The 22,563-nt window shown below is 63.6% G+C and carries 21 protein-coding genes; 14 read left to right on the top strand and 7 right to left on the bottom strand.

The features are described 5' to 3' along the window. Positions 1 to 57 precede the first annotated feature (57 nt). From NKJ04_RS03165 to NKJ04_RS03120, 10 genes are all read left to right on the top strand, one after another. Positions 58 to 537: a formate dehydrogenase subunit gamma gene (locus tag NKJ04_RS03165; protein ID WP_023811689.1), complete on the top strand. Its 480-nt coding sequence runs from the start codon at positions 58 to 60 to the stop codon at positions 535 to 537. Next, positions 534 to 2,090, top strand: a complete 1,557-nt coding sequence (locus tag NKJ04_RS03160; protein ID WP_352673485.1) for a formate dehydrogenase beta subunit — start codon at positions 534 to 536, stop codon at positions 2,088 to 2,090. The genes NKJ04_RS03165 and NKJ04_RS03160 overlap by 4 nt, the downstream gene beginning before the upstream one ends. Positions 2,091 to 2,100: 10 nt before the next feature. Further along, positions 2,101 to 5,013: a formate dehydrogenase subunit alpha gene (gene fdhF / locus NKJ04_RS03155; protein WP_352673483.1), complete on the top strand. Its 2,913-nt coding sequence runs from the start codon at positions 2,101 to 2,103 to the stop codon at positions 5,011 to 5,013. Positions 5,014 to 5,097: 84 nt separating this feature from the next. Continuing rightward, on the top strand, positions 5,098 to 5,298 hold the full coding sequence (locus tag NKJ04_RS03150; protein ID WP_155930580.1) for a thioredoxin domain-containing protein: 201 nt from the start codon (positions 5,098 to 5,100) through the stop codon (positions 5,296 to 5,298). Further along, entirely contained in the window at positions 5,298 to 6,125 is an 828-nt protein-coding gene (gene fdhD / locus NKJ04_RS03145; RefSeq protein ID WP_352673481.1) for a formate dehydrogenase accessory sulfurtransferase FdhD, read from the top strand. Before NKJ04_RS03150 ends, fdhD begins: the two co-directional genes overlap by 1 nt. Next, positions 6,115 to 6,426 (top strand): formate dehydrogenase subunit delta, encoded by a 312-nt coding sequence (locus tag NKJ04_RS03140; protein WP_023811684.1) that lies wholly within the window; start codon positions 6,115 to 6,117, stop codon positions 6,424 to 6,426. The genes fdhD and NKJ04_RS03140 overlap by 11 nt, the downstream gene beginning before the upstream one ends. Positions 6,427 to 6,538: 112 nt before the next feature. Beyond that, a complete protein-coding gene (locus NKJ04_RS03135; protein WP_352673478.1) occupies positions 6,539 to 8,092 on the top strand; it encodes an alpha/beta fold hydrolase in 1,554 nt (517 codons plus the stop codon). A 108-nt stretch (positions 8,093 to 8,200) separates the two neighbouring features. Continuing rightward, positions 8,201 to 8,680, top strand: coding sequence for a carboxymuconolactone decarboxylase family protein (locus NKJ04_RS03130; RefSeq protein ID WP_352673476.1), 480 nt, complete (start codon positions 8,201 to 8,203; stop codon positions 8,678 to 8,680). 77 nt (positions 8,681 to 8,757) lie between these two features. Then, positions 8,758 to 9,120, top strand: a complete 363-nt coding sequence (locus NKJ04_RS03125; protein WP_352610811.1) for a nuclear transport factor 2 family protein — start codon at positions 8,758 to 8,760, stop codon at positions 9,118 to 9,120. Positions 9,121 to 9,174: 54 nt separating this feature from the next. Further along, a complete protein-coding gene (locus NKJ04_RS03120) occupies positions 9,175 to 9,489 on the top strand; it encodes a hypothetical protein (RefSeq protein ID WP_352551054.1) in 315 nt (104 codons plus the stop codon). A 124-nt stretch (positions 9,490 to 9,613) separates the two neighbouring features. Here NKJ04_RS03120 and NKJ04_RS03115 read toward each other — a convergent pair whose 3' ends face one another. From NKJ04_RS03115 to NKJ04_RS03090, 6 genes are all read right to left on the bottom strand, one after another. Then, on the bottom strand, positions 9,614 to 11,041 hold the full coding sequence (locus NKJ04_RS03115) for a gamma-aminobutyraldehyde dehydrogenase (RefSeq protein WP_352673473.1): 1,428 nt from the start codon (positions 11,039 to 11,041) through the stop codon (positions 9,614 to 9,616). A gap of 118 nt (positions 11,042 to 11,159) precedes the next feature. After that, a complete protein-coding gene (locus NKJ04_RS03110) occupies positions 11,160 to 11,975 on the bottom strand; it encodes an ABC transporter permease (RefSeq protein ID WP_352673471.1) in 816 nt (271 codons plus the stop codon). After that, positions 11,965 to 12,930 carry an ABC transporter permease gene (locus NKJ04_RS03105; RefSeq protein ID WP_023811677.1) on the bottom strand — a complete coding sequence of 322 codons (966 nt, stop codon included), beginning with the start codon at positions 12,928 to 12,930 and terminating at the stop codon, positions 11,965 to 11,967. Before NKJ04_RS03105 ends, NKJ04_RS03110 begins: the two co-directional genes overlap by 11 nt. A gap of 223 nt (positions 12,931 to 13,153) precedes the next feature. Next, the gene (locus NKJ04_RS03100; protein ID WP_352673468.1) at positions 13,154 to 14,164 is read right to left on the bottom strand and encodes an ABC transporter ATP-binding protein; all 1,011 of its coding nucleotides are present in this window, start codon (positions 14,162 to 14,164) and stop codon (positions 13,154 to 13,156) included. Between the two features lie 172 nt (positions 14,165 to 14,336). Then, positions 14,337 to 15,491: an ABC transporter substrate-binding protein gene (locus tag NKJ04_RS03095; protein WP_352673466.1), complete on the bottom strand. Its 1,155-nt coding sequence runs from the start codon at positions 15,489 to 15,491 to the stop codon at positions 14,337 to 14,339. A 219-nt stretch (positions 15,492 to 15,710) separates the two neighbouring features. Then, on the bottom strand, positions 15,711 to 16,622 hold the full coding sequence (locus NKJ04_RS03090; protein WP_023811673.1) for a LysR family transcriptional regulator: 912 nt from the start codon (positions 16,620 to 16,622) through the stop codon (positions 15,711 to 15,713). 88 nt (positions 16,623 to 16,710) lie between these two features. Here NKJ04_RS03090 and NKJ04_RS03085 point away from each other — a divergent pair, with 88 nt between their 5' ends. Together NKJ04_RS03085 and NKJ04_RS03080 are read left to right on the top strand one after the other, a co-directional pair. Next, the gene (locus tag NKJ04_RS03085) at positions 16,711 to 17,160 is read left to right on the top strand and encodes an RrF2 family transcriptional regulator (protein WP_352580147.1); all 450 of its coding nucleotides are present in this window, start codon (positions 16,711 to 16,713) and stop codon (positions 17,158 to 17,160) included. After that, a complete protein-coding gene (locus NKJ04_RS03080; RefSeq protein ID WP_352673463.1) occupies positions 17,150 to 18,049 on the top strand; it encodes an NAD(P)/FAD-dependent oxidoreductase in 900 nt (299 codons plus the stop codon). Before NKJ04_RS03085 ends, NKJ04_RS03080 begins: the two co-directional genes overlap by 11 nt. Here NKJ04_RS03080 and NKJ04_RS03075 read toward each other — a convergent pair. Further along, positions 18,046 to 18,822 (bottom strand): DeoR/GlpR family DNA-binding transcription regulator, encoded by a 777-nt coding sequence (locus NKJ04_RS03075; protein WP_127290028.1) that lies wholly within the window; start codon positions 18,820 to 18,822, stop codon positions 18,046 to 18,048. The genes NKJ04_RS03080 and NKJ04_RS03075 overlap by 4 nt on opposite strands. A 403-nt stretch (positions 18,823 to 19,225) precedes the next feature. Between NKJ04_RS03075 and NKJ04_RS03070 the strand changes: the two genes are divergently transcribed. Continuing rightward, entirely contained in the window at positions 19,226 to 20,113 is an 888-nt protein-coding gene (locus tag NKJ04_RS03070) for a phosphotransferase family protein (RefSeq protein ID WP_128304831.1), read from the top strand. Next, positions 20,110 to 22,563: a GcvT family protein gene (locus tag NKJ04_RS03065; RefSeq protein ID WP_352673461.1), complete on the top strand. Its 2,454-nt coding sequence runs from the start codon at positions 20,110 to 20,112 to the stop codon at positions 22,561 to 22,563. The genes NKJ04_RS03070 and NKJ04_RS03065 overlap by 4 nt, the downstream gene beginning before the upstream one ends.

Raw genomic sequence — 22,563 nt, 5'->3', positions numbered from 1 at the left:
AAACAGCTTGATGCTCTTGGCCGATAGTATGGGTCGCTACGATAGGGAGGGCGCTGCATGACAATGCAGCCTGCAAGTACCGAGATTACGTCGCGCACGGCCGCGATCATCCAGGAGATGAAGGGCCTCGAAGGCCCATTGCTGCCGATCCTTCACGGCATCCAGGAAGAGTTCGGCCATGTGCCCAAGGATGCGCTGCCGGTCATCGCCGAGGCGCTGAACATTTCCAGGGCCGAGGTGCACGGCGTCGTCAGCTTTTATCATGATTACCGCAGCCACCCGGCAGGCAGGCATGTGCTGAAGCTCTGCCAGGCGGAATCCTGCCAGTCGATGGGTTCGGACGCCATCGCCGCCAAGCTGAAGCAATTGCTGGGCATCGGCTTCCATGAGACGACCCGCGACGGTTCGGTGACGCTGGAGCCGGTCTATTGTCTCGGCCTGTGCGCCTGTTCGCCCGCCGCAATGCTGGATGGCGAGGTGATCGGGCGGCTCGATGACGAGAAGCTCGACGAGATCGTTGCAGAGGTGCGCTCATGATCCCGCGTATCTACATTCCCGGCGATTCCGGTGCGCTGGCGCTTGGCGCCGAAAAGGTCGCCAAGGCGATCGCCGGCGAACTCGCCGAGCGCGGCATCGAAGCCAAGATCGTGCGCAACGGGTCGCGCGGCGCCTATTTCCTCGAGCCTATGGTCGAAGTCGCGACAGCCAATGGCCGCATCGCCTACGGGCCGGTCAAGCCGTCCGACGTCAAAAGCCTGTTCGACAGCGGCTTCCTCACCGGCGGCCACCACAAGCGCTGGCTGGGCACGCCGGACAAGATCCCCTTCCTGGCCAAGCAGACGCGGCTGACCTTCGCGCGCTGCGGCGTCACGGATCCGCTTTCGCTCGAATCCTACAAGAAGCATGGCGGGTTGAACGGACTGACGAACGCGCTGGCGCTGACGTCTGCCGCCACCGTCGCCCAGGTTACCGAGTCGGGCCTGCGCGGGCGCGGCGGCGCAGGCTTCCCGACCGGCATCAAGTGGAAAACGGTGCTCGATACCGCAGGCGACCGCAAATACATCGTCTGCAACGCCGACGAAGGCGATTCGGGTACCTTCGCCGATCGCATGATCATGGAGGGCGATCCCTTCGTGCTGATCGAAGGCATGACGATCGCCGGTATAGCCACGGGCGCGACGAAGGGCTTCGTCTATGTCCGCTCGGAATATCCGCATGCGGTGGCGGTGATGAACAAGGCCGTCGAGATCGCCCGCAAGGCTGGCGTTCTTGGCGCCAGCGTGCTGGGCTCACCCTACGCTTTCGACATGGAGATCCGGGTCGGCGCCGGCGCCTATGTCTGCGGCGAGGAGACGGCGCTGCTCGATTCGCTCGAGGGCAAACGCGGCATGGTTCGGGCAAAGCCGCCACTGCCGGCGCATAAGGGGCTGTTCGGCAAGCCGACGGTGATCAACAACGTCATCTCGCTGGCCTCGGTGCCTGTCATCATGGACAAGGGTGCGGCCTACTACAAGGATTTCGGCATGGGCCGCTCGCGCGGCACGATCCCGATCCAGATCGCCGGCAACGTCAAATATGCCGGTCTGTTCGAAGCCGCTTTCGGCATGACGCTGGGCGAGATCGTCGACGAGATCGGCGGCGGCACTGCCACGGGGCGCCCGGTCAAGGCCGTGCAGGTCGGCGGGCCGCTCGGCGCCTATTTCCCGCGCGCGCTGTTCGACACGCCATTCGATTATGAAGCCTTCGCGGCCAAGGACGGGCTGATCGGCCATGCCGGCGTCGTGGTGTTCGACGACACCGCCGACATGCTGAAACAGGCGCGCTTCGCCATGGAGTTCTGCGCCATCGAAAGCTGTGGCAAATGCACGCCCTGCCGCATCGGCTCGACGCGCGGGGTTGAGACCATCGACAGAATAGTTGCGGGCATTGAGCCGGAGAAGAACCTCGCTCTGGTCACCGATCTCTGCAACACGATGAAGTTTGGTTCGCTCTGCGCGCTGGGCGGCTTCACGCCCTATCCCGTGATGAGCTCGATCACCCATTTCCCCGACGACTTCAAGCCAGCGCCCGTGCGCGTGGCTGCCGAATAGGAGCTGGCAGATGAACATCAAGGCCGACTTCCCCTCCCTCGTCGAAGAGATCGACTACGGAACCCCCCAATCGAAGGCGCAGAAGCAGGTCACGCTGAACGTCGACGGGCGCAGCATCACCGTGCCGGAAGGCACCTCGATCATGCGTGCGGCCATGGAGGGCGGGGTCGAGATCCCGAAGCTTTGCGCCACCGACATGCTGGACTCCTTCGGGTCGTGCCGTGTCTGCCTTGTCGAGATCGAAGGACGTGGCGGCACGCCGGCTTCCTGCACGACGCCCGTCGGCGAAGGCATGATCGTGCGCACGCAGACCGAGCGACTCGACGCCATTCGCCGCGGCGTCATGGAACTCTACGTCTCCGACCATCCGACCGGCTGGAACGAACAGGCCGGAACCGGCGCCAGCGAGTTCGATGCAGTGGCGAAGTCGATCGGCCTGATCGAGAACCGCTACGGCATCGAAGGTCGCAACCACGTCAAGCCGGAAGGTGGCGTGGCGCCCGGCCATGGCTCGCTGGCGGTCGACTACATCGCCCGCGACGAGTCCAACCCCTATTTCACCTATGATGCCTCGCAATGCATCGTCTGCTCGCGCTGCGTGCGGGCCTGCGAAGAGGTGCAGGGCACCTTCGCGCTGACCATCGAGGGACGAGGCTTCGAATCCCGGGTTTCGGCGGGGATGCACGAGGCGTTCATCGATTCGGAATGCGTGTCCTGCGGCGCCTGCGTCCAGGCCTGTCCAACCGATGCGCTGCGTGAGAAGACGGTGCTTGCCAAGGGCCTGCCGGAGCGCTCCGCCGTCACCACCTGTGCCTATTGCGGCGTCGGCTGCTCATTCAAGGCCGAGGTGAAGGGTGACGAAGTCGTTCGCATGATGCCCTATAAGGAGGGCAAGGCGAACCACGGCCATTCCTGCGTCAAGGGCCGTTTCGCCTATGGCTATGCCACCCACAAGGACCGCATCCTGTCGCCGATGATCCGGGAAAAGGTCACCGACCCGTGGCGCGAGGTGAGCTGGGAAGAGGCGATCGCCCATACGGCCAAGGAATTCCGCCGCATCCAGTACCAGTATGGACGCACCTCGATCGGCGGCATAACCTCGTCGCGCTGCACCAATGAGGAAACTTACCTAGTCCAGAAGATGGTGCGGCAAGGTTTCCGCAACAACAATGTCGACACCTGCGCACGCGTCTGCCATTCGCCGACGGGCTACGGGCTCGGCCAGACCTATGGCACCTCGGCCGGCACGCAGGATTTCGATTCCGTCGACTTCACCGACGTCGCCGTCATCATCGGCGCCAATCCGGCTTCCGCCCACCCGGTGTTCGCCTCGCGGCTGAAGAAGCGGCTGCGCCAGGGCGCCAAGCTGATCGTGCTCGATCCGCGCCGCACCGAGATGGTCAAGTCGGCCCATATCGAAGCGGATTACCACCTGCCGCTGAAGCCCGGCACCAATGTGGCTGTGCTGACGGCGCTGGCGCATGTGATCGTCACCGAGGGCCTGTTCGACGAAGCCTTCATCCGCGAACGCTGCGACTGGACGGAGTTCCAGGATTGGGCATCGTTCGTCGCCTTGCCGGAAAACAGCCCCGAAACCGTCGGCAAATTGTCCGGCGTCGATCCCGAGCTGATCCGGGGGGCCGCCCGCCTCTACGCCACCGGTGGCAACGGTGCGATCTATTACGGCCTCGGCGTGACGGAACACAGCCAGGGTTCGACCACTGTGATGGCAATCGCCAATCTCGCCATGGCCACCGGCAATATCGGCCGGCCCGGCGTCGGCGTGAATCCGCTGCGCGGCCAGAACAATGTGCAGGGCTCGTGCGACATGGGCTCCTTCCCGCACGAACTGCCGGGATACCGCCACATCTCCGGCGAAGCCGTGCGCGATATCTATGAGACCTTGTGGGGCGTGAAGCTGGACGACGAACCCGGCCTGCGCATCCCCAACATGCTGGACGCCGCCGTCGACGGCAGCTTCAAGGGCATCTACATCCAGGGCGAGGACATTCTTCAGTCCGATCCCGACACCAAGCATGTCGCCGCCGGCCTTGCCGCGATGGAATGCGTCGTCGTGCACGACCTGTTCCTCAACGAGACCGCGAACTATGCGCATGTCTTCCTGCCGGGCTCGACCTTCCTGGAGAAAGACGGCACCTTCACCAACGCCGAGCGCCGCATCAACATGGTGCGCAAGGTTCTTGAGCCGAAGGCGCGCTACGCCGATTGGGAGGCGACGCAGGAGCTTGCCCGCGCCATCGGGCTGGACTGGAACTATGAGCATCCCTCGCAGATCATGGACGAGATCGCGATGACGACGCCGAGCTTTGCCGGCGTCTCCTTCGAGTTGCTCGACCGCGTCGGATCCGTGCAATGGCCCTGCAACGAGAAGGCGCCGCTCGGCACCCCGATCATGCATATCGACGGGTTCGTGCGCGGCAAGGGCAAGTTCATCCGCACCGAATATGTGGCGACGGACGAACGGACCGGGCCACGCTTCCCGCTGCTGCTCACCACCGGCCGCATCCTCAGCCAGTACAATGTCGGCGCGCAGACCAGGCGCACCGACAACAGCATGTGGCACTCGGAGGACCGGCTAGAGATCCACCCGCACGATGCCGAGAACCGCGGCTTGCGCGACGGCGACTGGGTCCGGCTGACGAGCCGCTCGGGCGAAACGACGCTGCGCGCGCTGATCACCGACCGGGTGTCGCCCGGTGTGGTCTACACGACGTTCCACCATCCGGACACGCAGGCCAACGTCATCACCACCGACTTCTCGGACTGGGCGACGAACTGTCCGGAATACAAGGTGACGGCGGTGCAGGTCGGCGCCTCCAACGGACCGTCGGAATGGCAGCGCGACTATGACGAGCAGGCCAAGCAGAGCCGGCGCATCGCGAAGCTGGAAGCGGCGGAATAGCTTTTGGGAACCTCGCTTTCGATAAAATGAAGGCGACGTTGCAATGACGGAGGAACAAAGGTGACTCGAAAGGAAGCCTACGAAATGCTCCTTCGCCTTTGTGAGAAGCAAGGCGCCGATCTGGATCGCTTCCTAAGTGATATTCAGGGACATGCTGCCAAAGAGGATTTCGAAAAGCTTCGGAGCATCGTCGGCAAGATAATGGGCAACGGACACTACGAGGCGTTTGAAGCCATTGCCCATGATGTTCCCGAATTGGCGCCTGTTTGGATGAAGCGAACCTGATGCGTACCCGCCAGCCTCTCAGCCAAATTTCCCGCTTGGCGCATCGCGCCAGCGGCACGGCTGCTGCCGACCGCATGGTGCCGGAAGAGACGCCGGTGGCGTTCTCCTTTGCCGGCACCACCCACGCCGTGATGATGGCGAGCCCGGCCGACTTCGAGGATTTCGCGCTCGGCTTCTCGCTGACCGAAGGCATCATCTCGTTACCGGATGAGATCGAAGCGATCGAGGTCGAGGACCATGGCGCCGGCATCGACATCCAGATCCGGCTGAAGGACCGAGCCAACACTCGTTTTGAAGCGCGGCGGCGAAGGCTCGCCGGCCCGGTCGGCTGCGGGCTCTGCGGCATCGAATCGATCGAGGAAGCAATGCGCTCGCTCGATGCGGTTGGTGCTTCAAAGCTTACGCTTGATGCCGACGACATTGTCCGTTCGGTCAAGCTTCTGTCGAAAGTGCAGCCGCTGCACACCGAGACCGGAGCCGTGCACGCCGCCGGCTTCTATGTACCTGGCAAGGGCATCGTCATGGCGCGCGAAGATGTCGGCCGTCACAATGCGCTCGACAAGCTGGCCGGCGCGCTGGCCAAAGCCCGCATCGACGGCGCATCCGGTGCTGTCGTGGTGACATCCAGGGTTTCGGTTGAAATGGTGCAGAAGACGGCTTCTATCGGCTCGGCCTTCATCATCGCCGTCTCGGCGCCGACCGCACTTGCCATCCGCACGGCGCAAGAGGCCGGCATGACGCTGGTGGCGCTGGTTCGCGGCGACGATTTTGATATTTTCACCCACCCCGACCGGGTGGTTTGCGGAGTTGCCAAGCATGTCGCATGACGAAGAACACATTATGAGCACCGCCGAGAAGCTGGTGCGCATGGCAAACCAGATCGCCGATTTCTTCCATTCCAAGCCGCGCGAGGAAGGCATTGCCGGCGTCGCCGAGCACATCAACAAGTTCTGGGAGCCGAGGATGCGGCGGCAGTTCTTCGAAATGCTGGACGACGGCACCGGGAACTTCAACGAGTTGGTGGTGGCCGCCTCCGCCAGGATCAGGCGGCCGATCACGCCGGCTGCGGCCGACCTCAAACTCGGACTCGAGCCCTCCCCTGCCGATGTCGCCGCCTCGCAGGAATAGTCGCCAAGCCGCGCCGGCTTATATTCTCCATCGCTAAAGTTTAGCTGCCGCAATCTGCGCTGTTCTGCTATGGTTTGACGACCAGAAATCGTCAGGCCGGGGTGGAAATCTCGTGAGGCCGATCGAGACGCGATACGCCCGTAGCGGCGATGTGCGGATCGCCTATCAGGTGGTCGGGCAGGGATCGTTCGATCTCGTCTTCGTGCCGGGTTTCATTTCCAACCTCGACCTGCACTGGGAAGACGAGGGCTATACCAGGCTCTTGAAGCGGCTTTCGGCATTCTCGCGGCTGATCCTGTTCGACAAGCGCGGCACCGGTCTTTCCGACCGCGTCGACGCGCATAACCTGCCCAGTCTCGAAACGCGGATGGACGATGTGCGCGCGGTTATGGACGCCGCCGGCAGCGGCCGTGCAGCGCTGCTCGGCTCCTCCGAAGGCGCGCCGATGGCGATGCTGTTCGCCGCCACCTATCCGGAGCGGACGCGAGCTCTGGCGCTCTATGGCGGCTATGCGCATTTCCGCAAATGGGTGATGTCGCGCGAACGCCTCGACGCTTTCATCGAGATGGCGGAGACAGCCTGGGGCACCGGCGCCACGCTGCCCCATTTCGCGCCGAGCCGGGTCGACGACGCGCATTTCGCTCAGTGGTGGGCACGTTTCGAACGATTATCGGCGAGCCCGACTTCGGCGGCGGCGCTGGCGCGCATGAACGCCGACGTCGACATCCGCCATATCCTGAGCGTGATCAGCGCGCCGACGCTTGTGATACATCGCCGCAACGATGCGCGGGTCGACCCCGATGCCAGCCGCTTCCTTGCACAGAAGATCCCCGGTGCCCGGCTCGTCGAGATTCCCGGACGCGACCATCCGATCTGGACCGGCGATGTCGAAGGGGTGGCCGACCTGATAGAGGAATTCCTGACCGGCGAGCGCGCCGTGGGCGAAGTGGACCGCGTGCTGGCGGCACTTCTGGTGACACGTATCTACGACACGGCTCGACTCGGCGACCGCATGTGGAGCGAACGCAGCCAGCGCTTCCAGGAAACCTGGCGGCTGCTGGTCGGGCGCCATGGCGGGCGTTCGGCGGGCCTGCATGGCGAGTTGATGATTTCGCGCTTCGACGGCCCGGCACGCGCCATACGCTGCGCGGCGGCGCTGCGCGAGGCGGCGCAGGAAATCGGCGTGGCAAGCGCGCAAGGGGCGCATGTCGGCGAGATCGAAGTGCGCGGTCCGCCCGTTGGGATGACGGCGCGGGTGGCGATGCAACTGGCCGCCCATGCCGGCCGCGGCGACATTATCGCGTCGCGTCTGATCGCCGACCTGGCGGCTGGGTCGGGCCTGCATTTCACCGACGCCGGGCGCGTCAGCGTCGACGAGTTGGAGGAGCCGCTGGCGCTGGTCCATGCGACGTCCGAACAACATCTGGAACCCGCCGGCCGGCCCAAACCCAAGGCTGCCGAGCCGGCCGCATTAACGGCGCGCGAAAGCCAGGTGGTGAGCCTCGTCGCCGATGGCAAGAGCAATGCCGCGATCGCCGCCGAATTGAGGCTGAGCGAACATACGGTCAAGCGCCATGTCGCCAACATACTGCTCAAGCTGGACCTGCCGTCGCGGGCGGCGGCGGCGGCGTTCTCAGTCAGGCACCCTGGCCCGCACGGGCCATGAGAGCCATGGCGCTTTCGGGCGAAGCGGCCAAGGGCGGCTAGGCGCTATCAATTCTCCCATGCAGGCCAGGCGGATGTCGCCGGAAAGGTGCTGCGAACGGAGGAGGAAATGCTGACGTCGAACCAAACACTCAAATCGCTTGTGATAGCGGCAGGCATTGGAGCGCTGTTCGCCATCGCTCCGGCAAAGGCCGAGGATGCGTCCGCGGCGGCGACCTACAAGGACATTGAGGCGACGCTCGGCTCGGTGCCGGACATGTTCAAGACGTTGCCGGATGTGGCCGTCGCCGGCGCCTGGGCCGAGATCAAGGGCGTGCAGCTCAACCCGAAGACGGCGCTTGACGGCAAGACCAAGGAACTTTTGGGCCTCGCCGTCGCGGCGCAGATCCCGTGCCAGTATTGCATCTACTTCCACACCGAGGCGGCCAAGCTCAACGGCGCCAGCGACGAGGAGATCAAGGAGGCGGTGGCGATGTCCGCGATCGTGCGCCACTGGTCGACGATGCTCAACGGCAGCCAGGTCGATCTGACGACCTTCAAGAAGCAGGCCGACGACGTGTTCGCGGCCGTCAAGGCGAAGTCGCAGTAAAAACCACTGCCTGGCGACAAGCGCCGGGCAGCACTTCGACCATCAACCGCCCGGAAGACGGGCCAATGGAGAATGACATGCTGACCAAGACCCAAACAGTGGATGGCGCGGCGATCAAGAAGGCCATCGAAACCCGTGACGGCAAGATGCTGTCGAGCTTTTATGCCGAAGACGCGCTGGTGCGGGTGATCGACCGCAACAACCCGCCGAGCAAGCCGCGCGAGATCCGCGGACGCGCCGCGATCACCACATTCTGGGACGACATCTGCAGCCGCGCGATGACCCACAAGGTCGATACCACCATCGCCGACGGCGACAGTCTCGCCTTCACCCAGGCCTGCGCCTATCCGGACGGCACCAAGGTGTTCTGCGCGGCGATGCTGGAGCTGAAGGACGGGCGGATCGCAAGGCAGACCGTCGTGCAGGCCTGGGACGAGTAGGCAACAGCCGGTGGATCAACCGCGGCCTGGGCCGCAAAGCTGGAGGAGAAGACGATGTTCAGCGCCAGATGGCAGATCGACGCCAAATTCGGACACAAGCAGACCGTGCTCGACCTGTTGAAGAAATGGGAACGCGAGATCGGCTCGCAGGTCGGCCTCGCCGAGCTGGAGTTCCAGATCATGACCGGTTCTATCGGCGCGCGGGAGGCGACGGTCGAGTCCCATCACCAGGTCGAAAACCTGGCCCAGTTGGAGGCGTTCTTCGCCAAGATCGGCAAGATCGACGCGCACGCGAAATGGGGCAAGGAGATCGAGCCCTATGTCGTGTCGGGCACCAGCCTATGGAATATTTATCGCGTTGTGGAGTAGCGACTCTTCTCCCCGTAAAACGGGGAGAAGAGAAAATAGCCACGCCCGGCCCTTCGCAGGCGCAGGGCGTTCGAAGCTCGAAAAGCCAAGCAATTGGCTTTTCGTTTGCTACGCGGACCACTTCTCAACCATGCGCCACCATCACATGCCGCACGGCGGTGTAGTCCTCCAGCGCATAGAGCGACATGTCCTTGCCGTAGCCGGACTGCTTCAGCCCGCCATGCGGCATCTCGTTGGTCAGCATGAAGTGGGTGTTGATCCAGGTGCAGCCATATTGCAGGCGGGCGGCCGTCGCCATGGCGCGCGAGACATCCTTGGTCCATACTGAGGATGCGAGGCCGTAGTCGCTGTCATTGGCCCAGTTCACCGCCTCGTCGACCTCCGAAAAACGAGTAACCGAGACGACCGGGCCGAACACTTCGCGGCGCACGATTTCGTCTTCCTGCAGCGCGCCGGCAACGACTGTCGGCTGGTAGTAGAAGCCGGAACCCTCGCCCGGCTTGCCGCCGGTGGTGATCTCGATGTGGTTCAGTTCCGAGGCGCGCTCGACGAAGCTGGAGACGCGGTCGCGCTGGCGGCGGGAGATCAGCGGGCCGATCTCGTTTTCGGTGTCGTCGGGACGGTTGTACTTGATGGTCGAGACGGCCGAGGAGAGATCGGCGACGAGCTTGTCGTAGATCTTCCTGCCGGCGTAGATGCGGCAGGCGGCGGTGCAGTCCTGGCCGGCATTGTAATAGCCGAAGGCGCGCAGCCCGTTGACCACGGCGCCAAGATCGGCGTCGTCGAAGACGATCACCGGCGCCTTGCCGCCGAGTTCGAGATGCGTGCGCTTGACCGACTTGGCAGCTGCCTGCAGCACCTTCTTGCCGGTGGCGACATCGCCGGTGATCGAAATCATGTTGACCCTGGGATGGTTGATCAGCGTGTTGCCGACGCTGTCGCCGCGGCCGAGCACGACATTGACCACGCCTTCCGGCAGGATTTCCGCAAGGATTTTTGCCAGCTTCAGCGCCGTCAGCGGTGTCTGCTCGGAAGGCTTGAAGACGACGGTGTTGCCGCCGGCGATTGCCGGCGCCAACTTCCAGGCCATCATCATCAGCGGATAGTTCCACGGCGCGATGGACGCAACGATGCCGATCGCGTCTCGGCGGACCATCGAGGTGTGGCCGGGCAGATATTCGCCCGCGACGACGCCCGGCATTGAGCGGACCGCACCGGCAAAGAAGCGGTAACAATCGACGATGGCCGGAATCTCGTCATTGAGCACGGCATTGATCGGCTTGCCGCAATTCAGCGCCTCGAGCGTGGCAAACTCCTTCGCGGATGCCTCGATGCGGTCGGCGATCTTCAGGAGATAGCCCGAGCGCTGCGCCGGCGTGGTGCGCGACCACAAGACGAACGCTTGTTCGGCGGCGGCCACCGCCGCCTCGATCTGTGCCGGGCTGGCTTCGGGCAGGTTGAGGATGGTCGCCCCGGTCTTTGGATTGAGGATCGGTTCCTCGGTTTCGGTGCCCTTCTCGAATTTCGAGCCGATCAGCATCTGGGTGTCCATTGGGTTCTCCTTGGTCAGATGGTGAATGGTGAGTGGTGCTAGGCAACGGCAGGGAGTGATCTCCTCCGTGTGTTTTTCTATTCACTATTCGCTATTCACTATTCACTATTCACCACTCTCATTTGCCGCTTCCAGCGATCTGGTCGCCGTCGCGGGTCAGGTAATAGGCGGCAAGGATCGGCAGCAGCGTCGCCAGCACCACGACCATGGCCACGACATTGGTGACCGGGCGCTGGCGCGGACGGATAAGCTCTTCCAGCATCCAGATCGGCAGCGTCTGCTGCTGGCCGGCGGTGAAGGTGGTGACGATGACCTCGTCGAAGGACAAAGCGAAGGCCAGCATGCCGCCGGCAAGGAGTGCCGTGGCGATGTTGGGCAGCACGACATGCCGGAAGGTCTGAAAACCGTCGGCGCCGAGATCCATCGACGCCTCGATCATCGATCCGGAGGTGCGGCGAAAGCGGGCGACGGCATTGTTGTAGACGACGACGACGCAGAAGGTGGCGTGGCCGAGCACGATCGTCCAGAACGAGAACGGGATATCTGCCAGCGAAAAGGCCGAGCGCAGCGCGATGCCGGTGATGATGCCGGGCAGCGCGATCGGCAGGATGACCAGCAGCGAGATGGTTTCGCGGCCGAAGAATTTTGTCCGCGAAACCGCCGCCGAACAGAGCGTGCCGAGGACGAGCGCGATCGCCGTCGAGATCGCGGCAACCCTGACCGACAGCGACAATGCCTGCCAGACATCCGGCCGGTTCCAGGTGACGGCGAACCATTGCGTCGTCAGGCCGGGGGGTGGCCAGACAAAGCTCTTCTCCTCGGTGGTGAAGGCATAGACGAAGATCAGCAGGATCGGCAGATGCAGGAACAGCAGGCCGCAGGCGGCGGCGATCTTCAGGCCGAGCGGCGCCGACTGGGAACCATCAGAGCGCATCGAAGGCCCCCATGCGCTTGGCGCCCCAGAGATAGAAGCCCATGATGACGATCGGCACCACGGTGAAGGCGGCGGCGAGCGGGATGTTGCCGGCGGTGCCTTGCTGCGAATAGACGGCTTGGCCGATGAACAGCCGCGAGGTGCCGATGATCTGCGGAATGATATAGTCGCCGAGCGTCAGCGAGAAGGTGAAGATCGAACCGGCGACGATGCCGGGCAGCGCCAGCGGGAACAGCACGTTGCGGAAGGTCTGGCCGGGCGAAGCGCCCAAATCGGACGAGGCCTCGACGAGATTGCCGGGCACGCGCTCGAGCGCCGCCTGTACCGGCAGGATCATGAACGGTAGCCAGACATAGACGAAGACGATGAAGGTGCCGGTGAACGATACCGACAGCGAATTGCCGCCGACGATCGGCAGCGACAGCCAGGCGTCGAGCACCCACAATAAATGCAGCTTGGCGAGGAGCCAGGTGAGGATGCCTTCCTTGGCCAGGATGAGCTTCCAGGCGTAGATCTTGACCAGATAGCTCGACCACAGCGGCAGCATGATGCCGAGATAGAACAAGGCCTTCCAGCGACCGCGCGCATAGCGCGCCGCGTAGTAGGCGATGGGGAAAGCGATGACGGCCGAGGCCAGCGTGACCAGAGCCGCCATCGTCACCGTGCGCAGGATGATATCGAGATTGGCGGCCTGGAACAGGTCACCATAGGTCTTGAGCGTGAACTCACGGTTGATGAGACCGGAAAACTCGTCGATGGAGAAAAAGCTCTGCGCCAGGAGCGCAAACAGCGAGCCGATATAGACGATGCCCAGCCAAAGCACCGGCGGCAGCAGCATGAGCAACAGCAGGACCTTCGGCTTGCGCCAGAAAAGGTCCGACAGCGCGCCACGCAGGCCGCCGCTGCCCGGCAGGATGGCGGGCGCGGGATTGGAGCTGAGCGCGGCGGTCGTCATGATGGAGCTCTGTACTCATGGAGGATGTATGAGAGGCCGAGATCCTTCACACCCCCCTCTGTCCTGCCGGACATCTCCCCCGCAAGGGGGGAGATCAGCAGCTTGTCCGCCTCACCGGCTCTGCAGCGTTGGAAGCTGGCGAAGCCAGTGGTAACAGCCAATCTCCCCCCTTGCGGGGGAGATGTCCGGCAGGACAGAGGGGGGTGCAATGCGCAAACCTCCATCATGCAGGCTCATCCATCAGGTGCAGATGCTCGCGGTTGAAGGTCAGCACCACCGCCTCGCCTTCTGCCGGCAAGGCCGTGCCGGCCGGCACGATGGCGTGCAGTCGCAGGCCGTCGGCGTCGAGCGCCAATTTTGTCGTGGCGCCGAGATAGTTGGTCGAGACGAGGCGGGCGGACACGCCTTCACCACTTGTGCCCCCGCTGGCCGCGCGGCCGACGCGAATGGATTCAGGGCGCAGACTGCCCCAACGATTCTGGCCGGAATAGCGTTGGACGAAATCCGGCGGCAGCACGTTGGAGGAGCCGACGAAATCGGCAACAAAACGCGTCTTCGGCCGCTGGTAGATATCCTCCGGCGTGCCGATCTGCATGATCTTGCCGTCGTTGAAGACGGCGACGCGGTCGGCCATCGACAGCGCTTCGCCCTGGTCGTGGGTGACGAAGACGAAGGTGATGCCGAGCGCCTTCTGCAGCGACTTCAGCTCCTCCTGCATGTTCTCGCGCAATTTGAGGTCGAGCGCGCCGAGCGGCTCGTCGAGCAACAGCACCTTTGGCTGGTTGACCAGCGCACGGGCCAGTGCCACGCGCTGGCGCTGGCCGCCGGAAAGCTGGCCGGGACGGCGAGCGCCATAGCCGGGCAGCCGCACCAGCGACAGCGCCTCTTCCGCCGCCTTGTGCCGCTGAGCCTTGCCCACGCCCTTGACCATGAGACCATAGGCAACATTGTCGAGCACGTTCAGATGCGGGAACAGCGCATAGTCCTGGAACACGGTGTTGACGTTGCGACGATAGGGCGGAACGCCCTCGGCGCGTTCGCCGAAGATCGAGATCGAGCCCGATGTCGGCTGCTCGAAGCCGGCGATGAGGCGCAGGCAAGTGGTCTTGCCGGAACCGGACGGCCCGAGCATGGCGAAGAATTCCCCCGGCGCGATATCGAGATCGACCGCGTCGACGGCGCGCACGCTGCCGAAATGGCGCGAGGCTTTCTGGAAGGAGACGGCGGAGGTCATGGGCTGTCAGTCCGTTGCCGGTTTGGTGTGCTGATGTCGCGCGACGTCCTACCTCCCCCCTTATGGAGAGGTCGCGGCGAAGCCGCGGGTGGGGGTGCCTCGAAAAACGCCGAGCCGACCCCACCCCGACGCTATGCGTCGACCCTCCCCACGAGAGGGAGGGTAAGAAAAATCACCGCCCGCCGATGACGCCGATATAGTCCGACACCCAGCGGTAGTAGGGCACGCACTGGTCGTTCTGGGTGGCGCATTTCGACACCGGCGTCTTCCAGAACTTGATCTTGTCGAAATTCTCGTAGCCGTTGGTCTTGCAGCCTTCGTCGGTCAACAGCTCGTTGCCCTTGCAGGCGGCAGGCACGACCGGCAGCGAACCGAACCAGGCCGATACATCGCCCTGCACCTTGGGCGACAGCGAATGTTCCATCCACATATAGGCGCAGTTGGGATTGGCCGAGTCGGCTTCCATCATCGTGGTGTCGGCCCAACCGGTCGCGCCCTCCTCCGGGATGGTGGAAGCGATCGGCTTCTTGGCGGCGACCAGCGTGTTGACCTGGAAAGGCCACGAGCCGGAAGCGACGACGCCTTCATTCTGGAAATCATCGACCTGAATGGCGGCATCATGCCAGTAGCGGCCGACCAGCGTGCGCTGGACGCGCAGCAGGTCGAGTGCCGCCTTGTACTGGTCCTCGTTCAGTTCATAAGGGTCCTTGATGCCGAGTTCCGGCTTGTGGAACATCAGATAGTTGGCAGCGTCCGCAATGTGGATCGGCCCGTCATAGGCCTGGACGCGGCCCTTGTTGGACTTGCCGTCCGGCAGCTTCATTTCCTCGAAGACGATGTTCCAGCTCTTGGGAGCCTCCTTGAACACGTCGGTGTTGTACATGAGGACGTTCGGACCCCACTGGTAGGGAACGCCGTAGTGGGCGCCGCCAACGGTGAACCACGGCGCGTCCTTGAGGCGCTCGTCGACGGTCTTCCAGCTCGGGATGAGATCGGTGTTGATCGGCTGCACGCGCTTGCCGGCAACGAGGCGCAGCGAGGCATCGCCCGAAGCGGTGACGAGGTCGAAGCCGCCCTCATTCATCAGCGAGACCATCTCGTCGGAGGTGTTGGCGGTCTTGACGTTGACCTTGCAGCCGGTCTCCTTCTCGAAGGAGGTCACCCAGTCATAGCCCTTGTCGGTTTCGCCGCGCTCGATATAGCCCGGCCAGGCAACGATGTTGACCTGGCCTTCGCCCTTGCCAAGTTCCTTGACCTGAGCGACGGCCTGACCGGAAAAGGTCAGCGCGACCGTCAGAGCAGTGCATGACTTCAGGAATGAATTCATTGTCGATCTCCCATTTAGGCGCCTGACCCTGAAAGCCGGTTTCGGTCTTCGCTAGGGGTCACGCGCGGACTGAAAACTGTCAGTTCGTCCGTTGGGCTTGATGCCGCTCTGATGGCGGCTTTGGTCCCTGGACCGAAAGTGCTTTGAAAACTCCGGTTTCGCAAATTCATTTATCAGAAGGGCGATATCGGTTTTTCCGATAGGTGGGCAGTCGATCTCTCAGGGACGCTGGCGGACCGTCCGTTGCGACTGGGCAAGGCCGATGAAATCGCGCGCCGCCTGCGGCAGACCGGAGCCGCGCCGCCAGACCATGCCGACCTGGACCACCGGCAAGGAGCCGGAAATGTCGCGCGATTCGATGCGGTCGCCTTCCAGCGACCAGGGCCGGTAGACGAGGTCGGGCAGCAGCGCCACACCGGCGCCGGTGGCGACCAGACTGCGCACGGCCTCCACGGAACGGGTGCGGAAGGCGACATGCGGCTTGGCGCCGATCGCCGTCAGCAGCTTGCCGGTATTCTCCTCGATCTCGTCGACGGTCAGCATGATCAGCGTTTCGGAGGCAATGTCGCCAATGCCGATGATGTCGGCGCCGACGAGCGGATGACCGAGCGGCAGCCACAGCCGATAGGCCGAGACTTCGAGGATTTCCGACTGCAACGCGGTGCGGTCGCGCAAATTGGAGGTGACCATGACGGCAATGTCGAGCTTGCCGCCGATCAGGAGGTGTTCGAGATAATCGCCATTGTCCTCGATGGCAGAGACCTCGACGCCGGGATAGGCGCGGCGGTAGCGGGCGAGCAGATCCGACAGCACATAGCCGGCGACCAGTGAGGTGACGCCGAGCTGCAGCCGGCCGGCCGCCACCGTCTGCTCGCCCGAGAAAGAGCGGCGCGCGTCGGAAACGTCCGCGAGAATCTTCGTCGCGTGGCGCAGGAACTGGTGGCCCTTGTGGGTGATGTTGAGGCCACGCGGATGGCGTTCGAACAGTTCGACGCCGAGATCGCTTTCGAGCTCCTTGATCGCTTCGGTGACCGACGATTGCGAGATCGACAGGTTCTGCGCGGCGCCCGAGACCGTGCCTTGCTCGGCGACGGCGATGAAGAACTGCAACTGGCGGATGGTGAAAGCCATGGCCGGACTAAACACGGCGGACGCGATGCTGGGAAGTGGCAACCGGCGAACACTTGACGGCTTCGCCAATCGTAACTAACTAAGTTACATGAAGCGCAACAGCCGACTGTCCTCGACCTTGCACATTCTCGTCCACATGGCCGAGAAGCCCGAACAGGCGCTGACCTCCGAGCAGCTTGCCACCTTCATCCACACCAATCCGGTTGTGGTCCGTCGCACCATCGCAGGCTTGCGCGATGCCGGCATCGTCATCTCGTCGCGCGGGCACGGTGGCGGCTGGCTGCTCGGGCGGGCGCCCGAGAAAATATCCTTGGCCGAGATCAGCGTCGCCCTTGGCGAGACGCTGCTGCCGTTCAGCACCGAGCCGGAAAGCCCCGGCTGCCTCGTCGAGCAGGCGGTGATCGCCGTGCTCGACGATTTTCGCATCGCCGCCGAAAAGCTGCTGGCGGAGAAACTGAGCCGCATCACGCTGGCCGACCTGACCGCCGATTTCCGCCGCCGTTTTGACCTCATTGGAGTCTCCAGCCATGCAGTATGATCTTGCCGTCGTCGGCGGCAGCTTTGCCGGCCTGTCCGCCGCCATCCAGGTGGCGCGCGCAGGACGCAAGGTGCTGGTGATCGACGCCGGCCAGCCGCGCAACCGCTTTGCCGAGCATTCGCACGGCTTCCTCGGACATGACGGGCGCGCGCCCGGCGCAATCCTGGATGACGCAAGGCGGCAGCTGCTGGCCTATCCGACAGCCAGGGTTGTCGACAGGCGTGCGGACAAGGCCGTTGCTGCTGACAGCAGCGATTTCGAAATCGCCACCGACGGCGGCGAGACATTCGGCGCCACACGGCTGGTGCTGGCCACCGGGGTGCGCGATATCCTGCCGGCGGTTGCCGGTCTTGCCGAGCTCTGGGGCAGAAAAGTGCTGCACTGCCCCTATTGCCACGGCTACGAGGTTTCCGGCGGGCCGCTCGGCGTGCTCGCAACCGGCCCGATGTCCCTGCATCAGGCGCAATTGATCGCCGATTGGGGCGATGTCACGCTGTTCGGCAACGGCCTGTTCGAGCCTGACACAGAGCAGATGCGCGCGCTGGAGAGCCGAAAGGTGCGGTTTGAGCCCACCAGCGTTGCCGAGCTGCGGGAAGACGGCTCCGGCGGGTTGATCGTCCACCTCGACGATAGCCGAAAGGCCGGCGTCAGGGCGATGTTCACCGCGCCGCGCAACACCATGGCCAGCCCGCTGGCTGAACAGCTCGGCTGCGGCTTCACCGAAGGCCTTCTCGGTCCGATAATCACCGTCGATGACAGGCAGCAGACGACCGTGCCCGGCGTCTACGCCGCCGGCGACGCGGCACGTTCGATGCACAACATCGCCTTTGCGGTATCGGCTGGCACCTTTGCGGGCGTCTGCGCCCACCAGTCGCTGGTGTTTGGCTAAAACCCGGCTTCCTCGTCGGCGATGCTAAGCCGCGCGCCGGCCTGCGCAAGGGCGGCGGCCAGGTCGTGCGGCGGCGAGCGATCGGTGGCGAGTTCGGAAAAGCTGTCGAAGCCGCAGACCTGGACCAGACCAAGACGGCCGAATTTCGAGTGATCGGTGATAACCAGGGACCGCTGGCCGCGCGACAGCACCATGCGGGCGAACTCGGCCTCATCCAGATCAAAATCCATGACGCCCATCACCGCGTCGACGCCGCCGGTGGAAATGATGGCGTGGCTGACCGAAAAACGACTGACAAAATCGATTGCCGAGGCGCCGAAAGCAGCGCCGGAATCGCTGCGCAGCTCGCCGCCCGCCATATAGACCTTGTTGCCGTTGATGGTGGCCAGGGTGCGGGCAATATCCGAGGAATTGGTGACGACCGTCAGGCGCCGGTGGCCAAGCAGTTCACGCGCAAGGAACGAGGTCGTCGTGCCGGTGTCGAGCATGATCGATTCGCCGTCGCGTATGGTGGCGGCGACCATGCGGGCAATGACGCGCTTGGCGTCGGCGTTCTCACGCATACGCCGCTCGAACGGCGCTTCGCCGATCATCGACGGCAGGCCGATGGCGCCATGCATCTTGAGGACAGAGCCATCACCAGTCAGTGGCTTGACGTCGCGGCGCACTGTCTCGAGCGACACGCCCAGCCGGTCGGCCAGACTGGCGATGGTGACGGTGCCCTCTTCCTGCAGGAGACGCAGGATCTCGCCGTGTCGTTTGGACTGGGCCATCTGGTTTCCCGAACTGATGCTCCTGACCGATTCTAAGGTAATTCAAGTGCTTTTAAAGGAACTACCTTATGCTTTCGGGCAAAATACCCAAAAAAAGTCACACCTTTTGATTGACAAGCGGGCAACCGGGGCGTGAAATCAAAGACATCAACAGGCTTTAGATCTGCGACTGGGGGCAGAGACGCAACTCAGTGGTCAGGCCGTTTGGAACGTGCCTGTACAAGGAATTTTCAGATCCGCGGGGGCGGATGCCGGGCTCAAAAACCTGGCCAAGGGGCTCGTCGGTGCGGTGCGGGATACCGATCCTGGCGTCCCGCACCGACGAGAGTATTTACGTTTCTCCCCGCCGTCGTTGCGCTGTTCACGGCGCCTTGTCGAAGCCCAGCAAACCAGGGATGATTCCGTGACCGCCGAAGATCGCATCCGCGCCCTGCCCTGCTGGACCGGTGGCATCGAGATCGCACCGCTGCCCGGCGGCCTGAGCAACGCGAATTATGTGGTCACGGACGCGGCCGGACGACATGTCGTGCGCTTCGGCAAGGACTATCCGTTCCACCATGTCTTTCGCGAGCGCGAGGTTATGACCGCGCGGGCGGCGCATGCCGCCGGTTTCGCGCCAGCCGTCCACCATGCCGAACCGGGCATACTGGTAACGGAATTTCTCGGTGCGAAAACCTATCTGGCGGAAGACGTGCGCGCCAATCTCGGCCGCGTCGCGGCTCTGATGCGCGCCTTCCACCGGGAGATGCCCAATCACGTTTCCGGCGCCGGCTTCATGTTCTGGGTGTTCCATGTCATCCGCGACTATGCGCGCACGCTTGAAGAGGGCGGGAGCCGCAAGCGCAGCGACTTGCCGCGCCTTTTGACACTGGCCGACGAACTGGAGCGCGCGCAGAAGCTGCTGCCGATCGTCTTTGGCCACAATGATCTGCTGCCGGCCAACATTCTCGATGACGGCAACAGGCTGTGGCTGATCGACTTCGAATATGCCGGTTTCAACACGGCGATGTTCGACCTCGCAGGCGCCGCCTCCAACGCCGGCATGAGCGACGAGGAATCCTTCGCCTTCCTGACAGCCTACTTCATGAAGGAGCCGGACGATGCGATCCGCCGTTCGCACGCGGCCATGCAATGCGCCTCGCTGCTGCGCGAGGCGATGTGGAGCATGGTCTCCGAGCTCTATCTCGACGCGCCAGGCATCGACTACGTCGCCTACACCGAGGAAAACCTCGTCCGGCTCGACGCGGCACTTGAAAACTACCGGACAAAATACGGGATACAGAAATCATGACATTGCCGAGCCAGGCCGCCATCGTCGTCATCGGCGGCGGCATCATCGGCTGTTCGACGGCCTATCATCTGGCGCGCGACCATAAGGCTGACGTGGTGCTGCTGGAGCAGGGCAAGCTGACCTCGGGTTCGACCTGGCATGCGGCCGGCCTTGTCGGGCAATTGCGCTCGTCGGCGTCTATCACCCGCGTGCTGAAATACTCCGTCGACCTCTACAAGGGACTGGAGGCCGAGACCGGTCTCGCCACCGGCTGGAAGATGACCGGCTGCCTCAGGCTCGCCACCAATGCCGACCGCTGGACGGAGTACAAAAGGCTGGCGACAACAGCAAAAAGCTTCGGCATGGACATGCAATTGCTGTCGCCGGACGAGGTGAAAAGAATGTGGCCGCTGCTGGAGACCGGCGATCTCGTCGGCGCCTCCTGGCTGCCGACCGATGGCCAGGCGAGCCCCTCCGACATCACGCAGTCGCTGGCCAAGGGCGCGCGCATGCATGGCGCCAAACTGTTCGAGGATGTCCGTGTCACCGGCTTCGAAATGAAGGACGGCCGCATCACGGCGGTGAAGACCAGCAAGGGCGACATCGCCTGCGACAAGGTGGTCAACTGTGCGGGCCAATGGGCGCGGCAAGTGGGGGCCATGGCCGGCATCAACGTGCCGCTTCAGCCGGTGAAGCACCAGTACATCATCACCGAGAAGATCGACGGTCTGGCGACCGACGCGCCGACCATCCGCGACCCTGACCGACGCACCTATTTCAAGGAGGAAGTCGGCGGGCTGGTGATGGGCGGCTATGAGCCGAACCCGCAGGCCTGGGCGACTGGTCTCCCCGGCGGCGACGTACCCAATGATTGGGAGTTCAGGCTGTTCGACGACGACTACGACCATTTCGAGCAGCACATGAGCCAAGCGATCGCGCGCGTGCCGGCGCTGGAAACCGTCGGCGTCAAGCAGATGATCAACGGGCCGGAGAGTTTTACGCCGGACGGCAATTTCATTCTCGGCACAGCGCCCGAATGTGCCAACATGTTCGTCGGCGCCGGCTTCAACGCCTTCGGCATCGCCTCGGGCGGCGGCGCCGGCTGGGTGCTGGCGCAGTGGGTGGTCGACGGCGAAGCACCGCTCGACCTTTGGGTGGTCGACATCAGGCGCTTTTCCAACCTGCACCGCGACCGTCAGTGGGTCCGCGACCGCACGCTGGAGGCCTATGGCAAGCACTATACGATCGGCTTCCCGCATGAGGAGTATGCCAGCGGGAGGCCCCGTATCCTCTCGCCGCTCTACGACAGGCTGAAACAGCAAAATGCTGTGTTCGGCTCGAAGCTCGGCTGGGAGCGGCCGAACTGGTTCGCGCCCGAAGGCGTCGAGCCGCAGGACATCTATTCGATGGGCCAGCAGAACTGGTTCGCGGCGGTCGGCGACGAACACCGTCATGTGCGCGAAAAGGTTGGCATATTCGATCAATCGTCTTTCGCCAAATACGAGTTGAGCGGGCCCGATGCGCTGAAGGCGCTGGACTGGATCTGCGCCAACGACGTCAGCAAACCGGTCGGCCGGCTGACCTACACGCAGCTTCTCAACACGCGCGGCGGTATCGAGGCTGATCTCACTGTGGCGAGGCTGGCCGAGGAGAAATTCTACATCGTCACCGGCACAGGTTTCCGCACGCATGATTTCTCATGGATCAGCGATCATATCGGCGAAGGGCTCGACGCCAGGCTTGTCGACGTCACCGAGGATTTCGGCACGCTGTCGCTGATGGGTCCTCGGGCGCGCGACGTGCTCTCGGCGGCGACCGGAGCCGACGTGTCGAATGCCGGCTTCCCGTTCGGCCATGTGCATGAGATTGCCATCGCCGGCCACACGGTTCGGGCGCTGCGCGTCACCTATGTCGGCGAACTCGGCTGGGAACTGCATGTGCCGATCGCGGCCACCGGCGAAGTCTTCGACGCGCTGCTGGCGGCAGGCGAGAAGCATGACATCCGCCCGGTCGGCTATCGGGCGCTGGAATCGCTAAGGCTGGAAAAAGGCTATCGCGCCTGGGGCTCCGACATCACCCCCAACGACACGCCGCAGGAAGCCGGGCTCGGTTGGGCGGTCAAGCTGCGCAAGAACACCGATTTCGTTGGACGGCGCGCGCTGGAGAAGACCAGCGGCGCGGCACTGAAGAAACGCTTTGCCAGCTTCACGGTCGACGACCCCGAGATCGTGCTGCTCGGTCGCGAAACCATACTGCGCAATGGCGATCCGGTCGGTTATCTCAGCAGCGGTGGTTATGGCTACACGCTGGGCAAGACCATCGGCTACGGCTATGTGCGCAACGCCGACGGGGTGAGCGACGATTTTCTGGTCTCGGGCGACTATGAACTGGTGGTTGCGATGGAGAGGACACCGGCCAAGATCCATCTCGAGCCGATGTACGACCCGGCAGGCGCCAGGGTCAAAGCGTAG

Origin of the sequence: Mesorhizobium sp. M0618, from assembly GCF_040320765.1 — a bacterium.
Classification (GTDB): domain Bacteria; phylum Pseudomonadota; class Alphaproteobacteria; order Rhizobiales; family Rhizobiaceae; genus Mesorhizobium.
This window is presented reverse-complemented; position numbering and strand designations above follow the sequence as displayed.